Raw genomic sequence first — 15,772 nt, forward strand, 5'->3', positions numbered from 1 at the left:
GGTTTCAGTCCTTGATGAGATAATCGATTTGAAGCATGCCGCCGCCATGGGTCTGGCTGGAGACATGCGTGAGGTTGTGTTGTTGCCCGTCCGTGAACAGCTTCCGGCCACCGCCAAGGATGGTCGGCATCACAAAGACGCGCAGCGTGTCAAACATGCCTGCGTCAAGTGCTGCGCGCTGAGTTGCGCCGCCCCCCATGACCCAGACTTTCTTGTGCCCTGCCTTTTCAATGGCAGCTTTCAGGGTTTGGATGTCACCCGCGGCGGTGACGTGATCGGCAGCATAGCCCGTCTGGCGGGTCAAAACATAGCTGGCGCGGTCCTCGTAGGGCCAACCCCAGCCAAGCACCTGTTCATGCGTCTCGCGTCCGGAGATCAGCGCATCCACCTCTGAGATGAACGCGCCATATCCGCCGTCGCCCCCGTCGGCCGCGACCGCTTCGTTGAACGGATCAAGCCATGCCACGCCACCGTCTGGGGTGGCGATGTAGCCATCAAGGCTCATGGCGATATATCCAACGTATTCGGTCATGGGCGGGTGCCTTACTTGGGCCAGCTAACGGCGGGCAGGATCTGACCGACGCAATCGCCGAACCCGATCTGGAAGCCATCGCCTTTGGCTGCACCGCGCAGGGTTAGCGTGTCACCATCCTCGATGAACGTCCGGGTTTCGCCGGTGTCGAGCGTGAAGGGCTCGCGACCCGCCCAGCTCATCTCCATCAGTGAACCGTATTCGGTCTTGGTCGGACCCGAGATTGTGCCGGACCCCAGAAGGTCGCCCACATTCATCGCGCAGCCGCCAATGGCATGGTGGCACAGCTGTTCAGCGGCGGAGTAGTACATGCGAGTGTAATTCGTCTCACCAACAACGCTGGCTTTGGCGCCGCCTTCGGGCTGCATCAGCACCTGAAGCTCGATGTCGTAAAGACCGTCTTTTGACCCGTCGAGGTAAGGCAGAAGCTCCTTCTCGCGCTCTGGTGTTGGCGCGCGGAATTCCTCCAGCGCGGCCGAGGTCACGATCCACGGGCTGATCGAGGTGCCAAACGCTTTGCCCTGAAACGGACCCAGCGGCTGGTATTCCCAGCCCTGAATGTCACGTGCGGACCAGTCGTTCAGCAGTACATAGCCGAAGATCATATCGTCTGCTTCATCTACGGTGATCGGCTGGCCGAACTCGGAAGGCTTGCCAACGATGGCACCCATCTCAAGCTCGATATCCAAGCGAGCTGACGGACCAAAGCTGGGCATCTCGGCATCCGGTGCCTTGCGTTGACCGTTCGGGCGGTGGATCGGGGTGCCCGAGATCACGACGGACGACGCGCGACCGTTATAGCCGATAGGAATGTGCAGCCAGTTGGCGGGCAGATCGGGTGATCCGCGCAGGATCGCGCCCATGTTCGCAGCGTGCTGACGACCGGCGTAGAAGTCAGTGTATTCGGAAACGAGGAACGGCATGTGCAGTTCTGTACCTGTTTGCGAAACCAAGAAAGGTGCAACCGCATCCTGTTCCGTCGACCCTTCGGCCAGAAGCTGCCCCAAACGGCTACGCAGAGCGGCCCAAGCGTCTGATCCCAGCTCCATCAACTCGTTCCAGAAGGGAACGTCGAAAACGGGTTCGTCTGCGATCTCGATCAGACCCGCTTCCTCGGCGGCCTGCATATCAAGGATCATATCCCCGATGGCCACACCGCATCGCGGCTCGGTATCAGCGGTCGAGAACACGCCGTAAGGCAGATTGTTCAGTGGAAAGGGTGTCTCGGCGGAGTTCGCGCTTTCCACCCATGACTTTTTCAGTTGGCTCATGTGATCCTCAAACGGTTTGGCTTTGGGCATCGGCCTGTGCCTCGGGTCGCGCATCGGCGAAGGCAGGCAGGGCCAGACAGGTTTGTTCAATTTCGGTTAGGCGCGGATAGGCGGATAGATCCAGCCCCCAGCGCCGTGCATTGTAATACTGAGCCACAAGACAGACATCCGCCAGTGACGGAGTGTCGCCAAAGGCGAATTTCGTATCCTTGCGCACCATCTGTTCAAGCGCAGCAAAGCCCGTTGCCATCCAGTGGCACATCCATGCTTGTTTATCGTCACCGGTTGCGCCGAACGTATCGCCCAGATAGCCCACGACACGCAAATTGTTCACTGGATGGATATCCATCGCGATGACATGGGCAGCGGCCAGAACCTTGGCGCGCCTGATGGGGTCGGCAGGCAGCAGAGCTGGCTCTGGCTGCACGGCTTCCAGATAGTCGATGATCGCCAGCGACTGGGTCAGGACGGTGCCGTCTTCCAGCTCTAGCGACGGCACCAGATGGGTCGGGTTCTTGGCCACGTAGTCTGCCGCGTGCTGCTGTCCGCCATCTTTTACAAGATGAACAGACACGTGTTCTGCGCTGATCCCCTTCAGGTTCAACGCAATGCGCACACGATAGGCCGCCGTGGACCGCCAATATCCATAAAGCGTCATCATTTCTTACCGGGCTTCCCGTCGAACTTCTTCTCTAAGCTTTCCCAGCAGTCGATGTATTCGTCCTGCAAGGGCGCCTCGTTCGCAGCGAACGCCGTAAGGTGCTGCGGAAAGCGGGTTTCGAACATGAACGACATGGTGTTGTCCAGCTTCTCTGGCCCGAGGTTCGAGTTCGACGCGCCTTCGAACGCATCGCGATCCGGACCATGCGGCAGCATCATGTTGTGCAGGCTGACACCGCCCGGAACAAAACCCTGCGGCTTGGCGTCATACTGGCCGTAAATGTTGCCCATCAGCTCGGACATGATGTTCTTGTGATACCACGGTGGACGGAAGGTGTTTTCGGCAACCATCCAGCGCTCGCGGAACAGAACGAAGTCGATATTCGCGGTTCCGGGCTGGCCAGACGGCGCGGTGAGCACGGTAAAGATCGAGGAATCCGGGTGATCAAACAGGATCGCGCCAACCGGGCAATACGTCGTCAGGTCGTATTTGTAAGGCGCGTAGTTGCCGTGCCATGCGACCACGTCCAGAGGGGACTGTCCGATCTCGGTCTTGTGGAACTGTCCACACCATTTGATGGTGATGGTCGACGGCACTTCACGGTCTTCAAAAGCCGCCACAGGCGCTTTAAAATCACGCGGGTTGGCCATGCAGTTCGCACCAATGGGGCCGCGGCCCGGAAGCTCAAATTTCTGACCATAGTTTTCGCAAACAAATCCACGCGCCGGGCCATCCAGCAGCTCGACCCGATAGACGAGCCCACGCGGGATGATGCCAATCTCTTGCGGGGCAAGGTCAATGACGCCGAGTTCCGTATAGAAACGCAACTTGCCTTCCTGCGGCACGACCAAAAGCTCGCTGTCGGCCGAGAAGAAGTAGTCATCCACCATCGATTCTGTGACCAGATACACATGGGTGGCCATGCCGACCTGAGTGTTCACGTCACCAGCTGTGGTCATCGTGCGCATGCCGTTGACCCAGTTCAGACCTTCGGCAGTTGGTACAGGATCCCAACGGTACTGCCCCAGCGAGATCACATCAGGGTCCACGCAGGGCGCGGACTTCCAATATGGCATGTCAATCTTGGTATAGCGCGCCGAATGCTTCACCGACGGACGGATGCGGTAACACCATGTCCGCTCGGGCGGGTTCGCGGTGAAAGCGGTGCCGGACAGCTGCTCGCCATACAGGCCATACTCGCATTTCTGCGGGCTGTTCATGCCTTGGGGCAGCGCACCGGGCAGCGCCTCGGTTTCGAAATCATTGGCCCATCCGGGCATATAATAAGTCTCGGTGCCAACGGCTGACACCGCGCGCGTCATATCGCGCGACGGGCTGTGCTTGTTCATGCTTCCATCCGTTTCATTGCCGGCCAAGGCCGATCCTGTTGCCCTGACATGATATCGTTGCAAGTGAAATGAAGTCAAGAAAAAGGGATGCTTCACACGCGAAGTAATTAAACGTCAACAATTTGAATAGTTAAGCCAATGGAAACTTGGCGCTGATATCCATGTCCTTGGGTGAAAAATGAGGTGGTGGGATGCGTTCGAATGAACAAGCTCCGATAATTATTAAGAAAGTTAAGAAAGTCAGTGGCGGTGGTCATCATGGCGGCGCGTGGAAAGTTGCATACGCAGATTTTGTGACCGCAATGATGGCGTTCTTTCTTTTGATGTGGCTTCTGAACGCCACGACGGAAAAACAACGAAAAGGAATCGCGGACTACTTCAGCCCCACCATTCCCATCACGCGGGTTTCTGGCGGTGGAAATGGATCTTTTGGAGGTGATAGTGTCTTTAGCGAAGAAACCCTGTCACAGACTGGCACGGGTGGTATTCCGACAAATGCGGAAAGTGACGGCGATCAAACCACGCAAGAAGAAACCGAACAACTTGAAGAAATGGAAGACGTCCTTTTGGGCCGCTCAGGCGAAAGCATGGCGAGCGACCAATTGCAGCGCCACATCGTCACGCGTGTGACCGACGAAGGTCTTCTGGTCGAGATTTTCGATCTGGACCACGCGCCGCTCTTTCATGCCGGGACCAATACGCCGACCCCCGTCCTGCACGAGATCTTAGCCACAATCGCAGAGGTCTTTGCCTTAGCCAAAAACGGTGTCGCAATCGAAGGACATGTGGCCACTCAGCCCGTCGTCATCGCAGAGAACACCGCTTGGAAACTGTCGTCAGGACGTGCCGACCGGGTCAGAAAACAGTTCGAATCGCTGGATAAAACTCCTCAGAAGGTGCAGCGGGTAACGGGTCATGCCGACCGCGAACCCGTGGTTCCGAACGTGATGGCGGCCCGCAACAATCGAATTGAATTGATCCTGTTGCGCTCAAAAACATAACAATATCAACGCCTAATAGGAAAGTAGAAGGCAAATCAAAGGGAATTAGTCGCCTGTTAAGGACACGTCGGTCATGCTGATGCGAAGCAAAGGTAGATGCAGCAGAAAGGCGCACCATGACGATTTCCTCCTCGCTTAGTGCCGGCGTGGCCGGTCTGAACGCACATGCAACGAAATTGGCAACGATTTCGGACAATATCGCGAATTCATCGACATTCGGTTACAAACGGGCCACCGCAGATTTCCAGAGTCTGGTCATCGGCGGAAACGCTGGGGCTGGCACCTATTCGGCGGGCGGTGTTCGTACAACGACACAACGCCTAATCGATGAACATGGCCCCCTAATCTCCACATCGAACCCAATGGACATTGCAATCGCGGGGCGCGGCATGCTTCCCGTCACGCAAGAGGTTTATGCAGACGCCAATCCGGGCGAACGGCCGATGATGATGACAACTACAGGCTCGTTCCGGACTGATTCCGAAGGTGTTCTGAAAACCGAAACCGGGCTGGTTCTGCTTGGTTGGCCTGCGGATGCAGACGGCAACGTTGCCACATATCCGCGCGACACCGGCGTAGGGCTGGAACCCGTGGTGATCAACGCAAACCAAACCGCTGGCGACCCGACAACCGGTATGAAGCTGGGCGTCAATCTACCCGCTATTGAAACGGAAGCTGGTGCAGATGGGGCAGCTCTGCCTTTGTCAGTGGAGTATTTCGGCAACCTCGGCACGTCTGAAACATTGGATTTCAACTTTACGCCCACAGTGCCCGGGACTGGATCGTCAAATACGTGGACGATGCAAATCACCGACAGCGCGTCGGGTGGGGCACTTGTCGGCGAATACACACTCGTCTTTGACGACAGCCGGGCCGATGGCGGTACTTTGGCCTCGGTGTCTGTCGTATCGGGCGGCGCTTACAACGCCGCCAATGGAACTTTGGATTTGACCGTAGCGGGTGGCCCACTGTCATTGACAATTGGCGGCATCGGCGACCCGAACGGTCTAACCCAGCTGTCCGACAGTTTCGCACCCGTCGCGATCACCAAGAACGGGTCTCCGGTCGGTAACCTGACGGCTGTACAGATCGATGAGCATGGCTTTCTGAAAGCGACTTATGACACTGGATTTATTCGCACGATCTATCAGGTGCCTTTGGTCGATGTGTCAAACCCCAACGGCCTGACTTCGATCTCGAACCAAGCCTATCAAGTATCACCAGAAAGCGGGTCTTTCTTCATGTGGGATGCCGGTGATGGCCCTACAGGTGAAGTTGTGGGCTTTGCACGGGAAGGATCAACCACCGACGTGGCGGGTGAACTGACAAGCCTGATCCAAACTCAGCGGGCTTACAGTTCAAATGCCAAGGTCATCCAAACCGTTGACGAGATGCTTCAGGAAACAACGAATATCAAACGCTGATATCGTGATGGAAAGTAGCCCCTAATGACCATCTCTGGCGCCCTTCACAACGCACTGACTGGCCTTAACGCCAATACACGTGCGGCCCATCTTGTGTCCTCTAACGTCGCCAATGCGATGACCGAAGGATATGGCGCCCGTTCGCTTGAGCTGTCATCGCGCGATCTGGGGGGGGCGTCTGCTGGTGTGACCATTGATGGCGTCCGTCGTAATGTCGACGAAATTCTGATCGGTGAACGTCGCCTGTCAGATGCGGCTATCGGCAACGCAAACACACGCTCGGGGTTTCTAGCGGGTTTGGAAAAAGCACTTGGGACACCGGATCAACCCGGCTCTCTTTCAGGCCGAATGGCACAGTTCGAAGCCGCACTGACAGAAGCTGCCGTAAGACCAGATAGCGAAGCCGCACTGAACGCCAGCCTGAATGCCGCAAAAAATATTGTTTCGCATATCAAAGCCACATCTGACCATATTCAGGCTTCGCGCCTTTCAGCTGACAGCACCATCGCGCAGGAGGTTGAACAGCTCAACCAAGGGCTAAAAGATGTTCAAAGCCTGAACGTCAAAATTCAAGCTGCCCTATCTCGCGGGGCAGACCCCTCGGGCCTGATGGACCAACGGCAGCAGACGATTGACGCGCTATCCTCTATCGTGCCGATCAAACAAGTTCCGCGGGACGGTGGGCAAGTCGCCCTGATTTCCAGCGGTGGCGCGATCCTTCTGGATGGAAAACCAGCTGAACTGGAGTTTTCGACCGTCAATATGATTGTGCCAGAGATGACACAAACGGGTGGTGCACTGTCTGGACTGACCATCAATGGTCAACCTATCGATACATCGTCAAAGCGCAGCGCAATCACGGGCGGATCGCTCGCCGCGCATTTTGAAGTTCGTGATGAGCTCGCCGTGACAGCACAGGAACAGTTAGACGCATTTGCGCGCAATCTGGTTGAGCGCTTTCAGGACCCCGCGCTGGATGCAACACGCGCGCCTGGCGCGCCCGGCTTGTTTACTGACGCAGGGCTGGCATTCGATTCATTGGATGAAGTTGCGCTGTCAACGCGCATGACCGTCAATCCCACCGTTGACCCGTCACAAGGCGGGGCAACTTGGCGCTTACGTGATGGTTTGGGGGCAGCTGTACCCGGCAACGTTGGCAACTCTCAGTTGCTGAATGACATGATCAATGTGTTCGACACACCCAACACTGCAGCATCGGGTGGCTTCTCTAGCACCGCGCGGTCAGCGGCGGGCTTGGCAGCCGATCTTCTGAACGTCGTGGCAAGCAGCCGTCAGCAGATGGAAACCCGCCTTAGCTTCGATACTGCGCAGAATGACAGCTTGCGCCAGATGGAACTGTCTCATGGCGTGGATACCGATGCTGAAATGCAAAAGCTAATGATGATCGAACAAGCATTCGCGGCCAACGCTCAGGTCATCACAACTGCTGATGAAATGATGCAGCTGATCTTGGGCTTATAGGAGGTGTAACATGACCATTTCGACCTACGGAGATTTGGCCAGCTCCTTCCTTTCGCGCCGCCAGAACACCCAAATGCGCCTTGAGCTAACCCGTCTAGGTACTGAAATGACCACAGGGCGGAAAACCAATTTGGGTTCTATCAATACTGGTGGTTTTGGGGCGCTTGCTGGGTTGGAACACAGCCTGAAACTCATGTCCGCGCACGAACAAGCCACCACCGAGGCGCGATTGATGGCGGATACAACACAAGTTGCGTTAACCACGATAAACACTCAGGCGCAGGACTTATCGAATGGGCTGATCGCGGCCAGAAGTTCCAACAACATAACCTTGATTCACACCACGTCTTTAGATGCCGGGCAGAAGTTTTCTTCGATCATCTCAAAACTGAATGCGGATGCTGGTGGACGATCCTTATTTGCGGGGGCTTCCACGGATCAACCTGCCCTTGCTGATGCCGAAACGATCATCTCTGAACTAATGACCGCCATATCTGGTGAAGTAACGGCTGGCGGTGTGGCCTCACAAATCGACGACTGGTTCAACACACCCGGTGGCGGATTTGAAACGCTTGGCTATTTGGGGGCTGATGAAAGCTATGGTCCGATCCGATTGGGCAACGGCGAAACCGCAACGCTGCCAGTCCGCGCCAATGATGCCGAGGTCCGAAACCTCCTTTCCGCCGTGGCCAAAACCGTTGTGCTAAGCGAAGGCGCATTGTCGGGCGATCTGCAGCAGCAGAAAACACTGGTTGAGCTATCGTCTAACGCTCTTTTACAGGCTGTTGATCAAACCACCATGCTTCAAGCGCGCGTCGGTGCGGTTGAGGCGCGGATCGAAAATGCGGTTGTCCACAACACCGCTGAAAAACACGCCTTGGAGATTTCCTATAATGATCTGACCACCGCGGATCCGTATGACACGGCATCACGGTTGGAAGAGCTCTATGGCCAGATGGAGGCGCTCTATGTCACGACCGCGCGCCTGTCAAATCTCAGCTTCACGGACTACATGCGATGAAAAATCTAATTACCTTTTTGCTGGTGCTGTTCACGATGACTACGGCTGCCCATTCCAGTTCAGTTCGAATTAAAGACCTGGTGGAATTCGACGGCGTGCGCGGGAATGATCTTGTTGGCTACGGGCTGGTTGTGGGCCTGAACGGCACCGGGGACGGCATTCGGAACGCGCCTTTTACCGAAGACATCATGTCCAACATCCTAGAGCGTTTGGGCGTAAACATCACCGGCGAGCAGTTTCGTCCCAAAAACGTGGCTGCCGTATTCGTTACCGCCGCACTTCCCCCTTTCGCGCGAACAGGCTCGCGGATCGACGTGACTGTATCTGCGATCGGAGACGCCAAAAGTCTTTTGGGCGGCACGCTGATCATGACGCCTCTGAACGCGGCAGATGGCGAAATCTACGCCGTTGGGCAAGGTACAATAATCGCGGGCGGGGCAAGCGCCGAAGGGGAAGGGGCCACTGTGATTAAAGGTGTTCCTACCAGCGGTGTAATCCCCAGCGGCGCGCGGGTTGAGCGCGAGATTGATTTTGATTTCACCAAGCTAAAATCCATCCGGCTGGCCCTACGTACCCCAGACTTCACCACCGCAGAACGGATCGAACGCGCCATCAACGGCAAGTATGGCCGCGTCGTGTCTCGCATGTTGGACAGTGGTACGGTTGTCGTTGACATCACAGCCACGCGGGCCATCTCGCCGGCTCACGCCTTGGGGACCATCGAGAATATCGGAGTCGAACCGGAACGCCGTGCCAGGGTGGTGGTTGATCAAAGGTCTGGAACTATTGTGATGGGGGAGGACGTTCGCATCAGCAGGGTGGCTGTTTCTCAGGGCAACCTGACACTGCGCATTCAGGAGCAACCAATCGTGGTGCAGCCCAATCCGTTCTCGGACGGCGAAGCGATTGTTGTACCGCGTACCAATGCTGCGATCGAAGAAGAACCGGGCATAGGACTTGCCGAAGTCAGCGGAGGCGCATCCCTGTCCGAACTTGTGGCTGGCCTGAATGCATTAGGCGTAGCACCGCGCGACATGATCGACATTTTGAAAAGCATCAAGGCGGCCGGCGCGCTTCATGCGGAATTCATCGTGCGGTGACGGCATAAACCAACAAGGAGCGCGCGTCAGGCGCGGCGCACCACTACTGATCCGACAGAATAACCCGCTCCAAAGGAACAGATGACGCCCGTATCGCCGGGGGACAGATCATCAGAGAATTTCGAGAACGCAATGATCGATCCTGCGGAGGATGTGTTTGCATAGTCCTGCAAAATATTTGGCTGCTCACCATCTTCGGGAACGCGCCCAAGCACCTTCTTCCCAATGAAGTCATTCATGGTCTTGTTGGCCTGATGAAGCCAAAGTCGCTTCAGATCATCCTGTCCGACATCAATGTCGGCAATGTGTTCAAGTATGTGTTTCGAAACGATGGGCAGCACTTCTTTGAAAACCTTGCGCCCGTTCTGCATAAACTGCATGTCGCGACGATCCGGAAGATCATCCGATTTTTCGCGCGTGCGGCGCAGGAAGCCGTTGTTGTTGCGAATGTTGTTTGAGAACTGAGTAAGGCAGCGGGTCGAGAGGATTCTCGAAATGATCCCCTTTTGCATCTTCCTTTCGTTCCAAAAGCGTCGCTGTGGCCACATCACCAAAGATGAAATGGCAATCGCGGTCGCGCCATTCCAAATGCGCCGAGCAGATCTCGGGGTTCACCACAAGCGCACGACGCACAGAACCTGACCGGATCATATCCGCAGCGGCCTGAATTCCAAAAGTTGCAGAGGAGCACGCAACGTTCATATCAAAACCGAACCCGCCGGCGCCCAGCGCCTGCTGAATTTCGATGGCTATCGCCGGGTAGGCACGTTCGTGGTTTGAGGCCGCGCAGATGATCAGGTCCACTTCGCTGGCGTCCCGCCCGGCCTGCGCCAGGGCCTTTTTGCAGGCTTCCACACCCATTTCGGTCATGATACCCATCTCGTCATCCGCGCGTTCCGGCAAAGATGGATGCATCACATCTGGGTTCAGCACGCCCGATTTGTCCATCACATAACGCTGATGAATGCCCGACGCCGAAACGATGAACTCCTCACTGGATTGTCCAATTGGATCAACTTCACCCGCTGCAATCGCATCAGCCTGTGCTGCATTCTGCTTGTCGGCATAGGCGTTGAACGCCTCGACAAGTTCAGCATTCGAGATGATTTCGGTTGGGGTGAACACCCCGGTTCCGGAAATGACGGGTTGATGCATGATCGGCTCCTTGCAGGTTTTACCAAAAAAGCAGGAAGCAAAGCGCACGACAAGGGGAGATGCCCCTAGGTCATCCCCGCTAGAATGGGCATTTCGCCTTGATGGTCAGCCCTTTTCCGCCATCTGGGTGGCGCAAGCGCAAGCTTTCGGCATGCAGCATCAATCGCGGAGCATCGCGTGCCTCGCCTTCTGCATAGAACGGATCACCCAGAATAGGATGGCCAAGTTCCAGCATGTGGACACGCAACTGGTGGCTGCGACCAGTCTGTGGAAACAACCGCATTCGCGTCGCGTTCTCTTCGCGCCGTAAGACCTTCCAATCAGTCACTGCAGGCTTGCCGTTCTCAAAATCAACATGTTGTTTGGGACGATTGGGCCAGTCGACGATCAAGGGCAGATCCACGGTACCCTCACGCTCTTCCACCAGCCCATAGACACGGGCCAGATAGGTCTTTTTCATCTGACGCTTTTCAAACTGAAGACCGAGATGGCGCTGCGCATGCGGCGTCAGTGCAAAAACCATTACGCCTGAAGTGTCGCGATCAAGACGGTGCACCAGCAGTGCTTCGGGGAAGACGGCTTGAACCCGCGCAATCAGGCAATCCGCAAGATGTTCACCCTTGCCCGGTACAGACAACAGGCCCGAGGGTTTGTCGACCAACAACAGCTCGTGGTCGTGATGCAGGATCACCAGTGGATCGTTGGGCGGGTTGTAATCAAACGACATAGGCGCGGGATAGCGGCTGAGGCCCAGTGCCGCAAGTCACCGCTTGCGACGCATCTGCCGATACATGGACGTCGTATAGATGATCAACGCCAGCCAAATCAGCGGAAAGGCGATCAGCTTAGCTCCGCCAAACGGCTCTTTGAAGATCAATACCGCGACAAGGAAGATCATCGTCGGTGCGATGTATTGCAGGATGCCAATAGTCGAGAGGCGTAGAAGTTTTGCGCCATTTGCATAGACCATCAAAGGAACGGCGGTCACAATTCCGCACCCCATCAAAAGCGCCGTGTCCCACGCGCCGGTAAACAGGTGGCCCTCGCCTGTATATCCAAGCCAGATGACATAGCCCAAAGCCGGGGGCGTCAGGATGAGCACTTCCAGAAGGAAGCCCTGATTGGGCCCAATCGGTAGCGATTTTTTGAAATAGGCATAGAAGCCCCAGGTCAACATTAGACCCAGCGCCACCATCGGTAATCGGCCCGCATCAACCGTCAGGACGATCACCGCCAAAGCGGCCAGAAGGACCGAAATCCACTGCGCCCGCGACAGGCGTTCGCCCAGAAGAACCGATCCCATCACGATCGAAAAGAGCGGATTGATATAGTAGCCCAACGCAGCTTCGACCGTCTGCTCTGCACCAATAGCCCAGATATAGATGCCCCAGTTGACCGAAATCAGAGTGGCCGTCACCAACGCCAACATCAGATTTCGTGGGTAAGTCAGGACGGCCTTGAGATCCCGTGTACGCCCCAGCGCAAACAACACAGCGCCCGCGACGGGCACCGACCAGATCACGCGATGCGCCAAAACTTCAGTCGCGGGCATATGGGTCAACGCTTTCAGATACAACGGCAAGAACCCCCATAGCACATAAGCCGTAATCGCAAAGGCAAGGCCTTGTGGGGTATCAATATTCTCGGATTTGGCAGTGTTGGTCATCGCGCGCTCCTCACCCGGCCTTTATGGCAGGCAACCACATGGATTGGGTAGAGCGATTTCGTTGAATGAATGCATCAATCTGTGTGATGGATTAACCTCCCAAACGATCGGCCTTTGTCTGTGACCAAGCCGCGCGGTCCAGCCGATAGCATTTCCACGGCAAGACACTGCCGGACAAATCCAGATCCTCGTCACTTGTGAACTCTGCACCGATTTTCATCGTTGCCTTTTGCGAACGGATGTTGTCAGGGGCGATATGAAACCACACCCTGTCAAAGTGGTTAAATGCGTGATCCAGCATCAATTGCTTCATGCGCAGATTCACCTCGCCACCCCAATAGCGGTGGTTGAGGAAGGTAAAGCCGATGGAGATGTCATCGGGCGCATCCGGGCCCACATAGTAACGGGAACAGCCGATGGCGTGATCGGTCGCCCTGTCGAACACGATCAACGTGCCGCCGGCCCCCAACAGCATGTCAAAATAAGGATCGAACACTTCACGCTGACAACGGTCTTTGGCTGGGTGACCCGCCCAGGTCTCGGCATCGCTGGCCGCAAGGAAAAGCGCCTCGCGGTCCTCGTCCCGCAACCCGCGCAGGTGTAGCGTTTCCCCGCAAAGTTCAGGCTGGTCGTTGAACGTCATACCTTCACCCGTTCCGATTTCGGGTCGTACATGGGCTTCAGCGACGCTTCCGCTTTCACGCGTGTGCCTGCCACGTCGATCTCATAGCTCGACGCCAGCACATCAGCCGCCGTTTCACCTTTGCATGGTACATAGCCCAAACCCATGGCCGCACCCAGATGGTGACCATAGGAACCAGAGCTGAGATAGCCAACAATCTCGCCATCGCGAATGACGGGTTCGTTGTGATACAGCAGCGGTTCTAGATCGGTTAGTTTGAACTGCACCATCCGGTTTTCCAGCCCACTGTCCTTTTTGGCCAGCACTGCATCACGCCCAATAAAGTCCGGCTTGTCGGTTTTCACGGCGAAGCCAAGTCCGGCTTCCAGCACGTGGTCTTCGCAGGTGATGTCGTGACCGAAGTGGCGAAAGCCCTTCTCGATCCGGCAGCTATCCATCATGTGCATACCGCAAAGCTTCAGATCCATGTCCTGACCAGCCTCAAACAGCGTTTCGAACACGTGGCCAGCCATGTCGGCAGAAGCATAGATTTCCCATCCCAGCTCGCCCACATAGGTCACGCGATGGGCGCGGGCTAAGCCCATGCCGATCTCGATCTCCTGCGCCGTGCCGAAGGGGTTGGTGGCGTTGGTGAAGTCGTTCGGGCTGACTTTTTCCATCAGCGCGCGGGCGTTGGGTCCCATGATCGCCAAAACGCCTTCGCCTGCGGTAACATCGGTGATCACCACACGGAAGTCGCCGACATGGCGCTGCATCCAAGTCTGGTCTGCCAGACGCGTGGCGGCTGGGGTCACGACCAGATAGGCAACCTCGGACAGACGTGTGACGGTCACATCCGCTTCGATCCCACCGCGGTTGTTCAAGAACTGAGTGTAGACGATCTTGCCGTTCGGCACCGCGTAATCGCCACCGCCCACATAGTTCATGAACGCTTCTGCGTCCGGTCCTTCGACCCTAATCTTGCCGAAAGACGTCATGTCGTACATGCCGACATTTTCGCGTATGGCCTTTTGCTCGGCCGCGGCATTCTCGAACCAATTGGGGCGACCCCAAGTGTATTCGTACTCGGCCTTCTGGCCTTCGTTGGCGAACCAGTTGGCGCGTTCCCAGCCTGCTATTTCACCAAAGACGGCGCCCTGTTCTTTCAGGTGGTGATGGAACGGCGTGCGGCGTACTCCGCGCGCGGTGGCTTTCTGACGGAAGGGGAAGTGGTCAGCATAAAGCAGGCCGAGTGTCTCTTTCGAACGTTCATACAGATAGTGCTTGTTGCCTTGGAAGGGCTGCATCCGGCTGATGTCCACATCGCCCAGATCGAAGGGCTTGTCGCCGTCTTCCATCCATTGCGCCAACGCCATCCCGGCACCGCCCGCCGACTGAATTCCGATCGAGTTGAAGCCCGCCGCAACCCAAACATTGTCCATCTCTGGCGCAAGGCCAAGGTGGTAAGCATCGTCCGGTGTGAAGCTTTCCGGCCCGTTGAAGAAGGTGTGAATGCCTGCTTCGGCGAGCATGGGCATGCGGTTACATGCGTCCTCTAAGATCGGTTCGAAATGGTCGAAATCTTCAGGCAATTGATCGAACTCGAACGTGTCGGCGATGCCCTTCATGCCCCACGGCTTGGCATTGGGTTCAAACGCGCCCAGAAGCATCTTGCCCGCATCTTCCTTGTAGTACGCGCATTCGTCCGGCACGCGCAGCACTGGCATCTGGGTCAGATTTGGGATTGCCTCAGTCACAATATAGAAGTGCTCGCACGCGTGCAGTGGGACGTTCACGCCAGCCATGCGGCCAACCTCGTGTCCCCACATACCCGCGCAGTTCACGATCATGTCACAGGCGATGTGGCCCTGTTCCTTGCCGTCATCCGACGCCCAATCGACACCCGTCACCTTGCGCCCATCGCGCTTGATGCCCGTGACCTTTGTACGTTCCTTGACCAGCGCCCCACGTTGCCGTGCGCCTTTGGCCAATGCCAATGCGATGTTGGCCGGATCACCCTGCCCGTCCTTGGGCAACCAGACACCACCGACCACGCCGTCGATGTTCAGGTGCTCGTAACGTGACAGAGCCTCTTGCGATGTGATCTCTTCCACATCCACGCCAAATGCGCGCGCCATGGCGGCCTGACGGGCAAGCTCCTCCATCCGCTCATTGGTCAGCGCAACGCTGATCGATCCCACCCGCTTGAAGCCCGTGGCGACGCCCGTTTCGGCCTCCAGATCGCCGTAAAGTTCCTGCGAGTATTTGGCGAGCTTGGTCATGTTCGCCGTTGCGCGCAGCTGGGCGATCAGCCCCGCGGCATGCCACGTGGTGCCGGATGTCAGCTGCTTGCGCTCCAGAAGAACCACGTCCTTCCAGCCAAGTTTGGTCAGGTGATAGGCGACTGAACACCCGATGACACCACCACCAATGATAACGACGCGGGCATGTTGTGGAAGGCTCATGGCTTCACTCCATCAAAACAGGT

The 15,772-nt window shown here is 56.6% G+C and carries 13 protein-coding genes and 1 pseudogene; 5 read left to right on the forward strand and 9 right to left on the reverse strand.

The window, feature by feature from the left end; all coding sequences use genetic code 11:
* Window positions 1–4: 4 nt before the first annotated feature.
* From AC0L6A_RS00610 to hmgA, 4 genes are read right to left on the reverse strand one after another with little or no spacing between them, the layout of a single operon-like run.
* Entirely contained in the window at window positions 5–532 is a 528-nt protein-coding gene (locus tag AC0L6A_RS00610; protein ID WP_473291529.1) for a dihydrofolate reductase family protein, read from the reverse strand.
* 11 nt (window positions 533–543) lie between these two features.
* Entirely contained in the window at window positions 544–1,803 is a 1,260-nt protein-coding gene (gene fahA, locus AC0L6A_RS00615) for a fumarylacetoacetase (protein ID WP_473291530.1), read from the reverse strand.
* 7 nt (window positions 1,804–1,810) lie between these two features.
* Window positions 1,811–2,464: a maleylacetoacetate isomerase gene (gene maiA / locus AC0L6A_RS00620; RefSeq protein ID WP_473291532.1), complete on the reverse strand. Its 654-nt coding sequence runs from the start codon at window positions 2,462–2,464 to the stop codon at window positions 1,811–1,813.
* Window positions 2,461–3,813, reverse strand: coding sequence for a homogentisate 1,2-dioxygenase (hmgA, locus tag AC0L6A_RS00625; RefSeq protein WP_473291533.1), 1,353 nt, complete (start codon window positions 3,811–3,813; stop codon window positions 2,461–2,463). The genes maiA and hmgA overlap by 4 nt, the downstream gene beginning before the upstream one ends.
* A gap of 191 nt (window positions 3,814–4,004) precedes the next feature.
* Between hmgA and AC0L6A_RS00630 the strand changes: the two genes are divergently transcribed.
* The 5 genes from AC0L6A_RS00630 to AC0L6A_RS00650 all read left to right on the forward strand — a co-directional run bounded on the left by AC0L6A_RS00630 (window position 4,005) and on the right by AC0L6A_RS00650 (window position 9,841).
* The gene (locus AC0L6A_RS00630) at window positions 4,005–4,814 is read left to right on the forward strand and encodes a flagellar motor protein MotB (RefSeq protein ID WP_473291534.1); all 810 of its coding nucleotides are present in this window, start codon (window positions 4,005–4,007) and stop codon (window positions 4,812–4,814) included.
* Window positions 4,815–4,930: 116 nt separating this feature from the next.
* Window positions 4,931–6,238 (forward strand): flagellar hook protein FlgE, encoded by a 1,308-nt coding sequence (locus AC0L6A_RS00635; RefSeq protein ID WP_473291536.1) that lies wholly within the window; start codon window positions 4,931–4,933, stop codon window positions 6,236–6,238.
* Window positions 6,239–6,262: 24 nt separating this feature from the next.
* Window positions 6,263–7,720, forward strand: a complete 1,458-nt coding sequence (flgK, locus tag AC0L6A_RS00640) for a flagellar hook-associated protein FlgK (protein WP_473291537.1) — start codon at window positions 6,263–6,265, stop codon at window positions 7,718–7,720.
* A gap of 10 nt (window positions 7,721–7,730) precedes the next feature.
* On the forward strand, window positions 7,731–8,741 hold the full coding sequence (locus tag AC0L6A_RS00645; protein WP_473291538.1) for a flagellin: 1,011 nt from the start codon (window positions 7,731–7,733) through the stop codon (window positions 8,739–8,741).
* A 35-nt stretch (window positions 8,742–8,776) separates the two neighbouring features.
* Window positions 8,777–9,841: a flagellar basal body P-ring protein FlgI gene (locus tag AC0L6A_RS00650; protein ID WP_473293331.1), complete on the forward strand. Its 1,065-nt coding sequence runs from the start codon at window positions 8,777–8,779 to the stop codon at window positions 9,839–9,841.
* Between the two features lie 26 nt (window positions 9,842–9,867).
* Here the strand turns inward: AC0L6A_RS00650 and AC0L6A_RS00655 are convergent.
* From AC0L6A_RS00655 to AC0L6A_RS00675, 5 genes and pseudogenes are all read right to left on the reverse strand, one after another.
* A pseudogene (locus AC0L6A_RS00655) lies at window positions 9,868–10,996 on the reverse strand (beta-ketoacyl-ACP synthase III).
* Window positions 10,997–11,075: 79 nt separating this feature from the next.
* Window positions 11,076–11,723 carry an RluA family pseudouridine synthase gene (locus AC0L6A_RS00660; protein ID WP_473291539.1) on the reverse strand — a complete coding sequence of 216 codons (648 nt, stop codon included), beginning with the start codon at window positions 11,721–11,723 and terminating at the stop codon, window positions 11,076–11,078.
* 36 nt (window positions 11,724–11,759) lie between these two features.
* Window positions 11,760–12,662: an EamA family transporter RarD gene (gene rarD, locus AC0L6A_RS00665; RefSeq protein WP_473291541.1), complete on the reverse strand. Its 903-nt coding sequence runs from the start codon at window positions 12,660–12,662 to the stop codon at window positions 11,760–11,762.
* A gap of 91 nt (window positions 12,663–12,753) precedes the next feature.
* Window positions 12,754–13,305, reverse strand: coding sequence for a GNAT family N-acetyltransferase (locus AC0L6A_RS00670; RefSeq protein ID WP_473291542.1), 552 nt, complete (start codon window positions 13,303–13,305; stop codon window positions 12,754–12,756).
* Window positions 13,302–15,749, reverse strand: a complete 2,448-nt coding sequence (locus AC0L6A_RS00675; RefSeq protein ID WP_473291543.1) for a GcvT family protein — start codon at window positions 15,747–15,749, stop codon at window positions 13,302–13,304. The genes AC0L6A_RS00670 and AC0L6A_RS00675 overlap by 4 nt, the downstream gene beginning before the upstream one ends.
* Between the last annotated feature and the right edge of the window lie 23 nt (window positions 15,750–15,772).

Source organism: Aliiroseovarius sp. D2-2 (assembly GCF_055809455.1).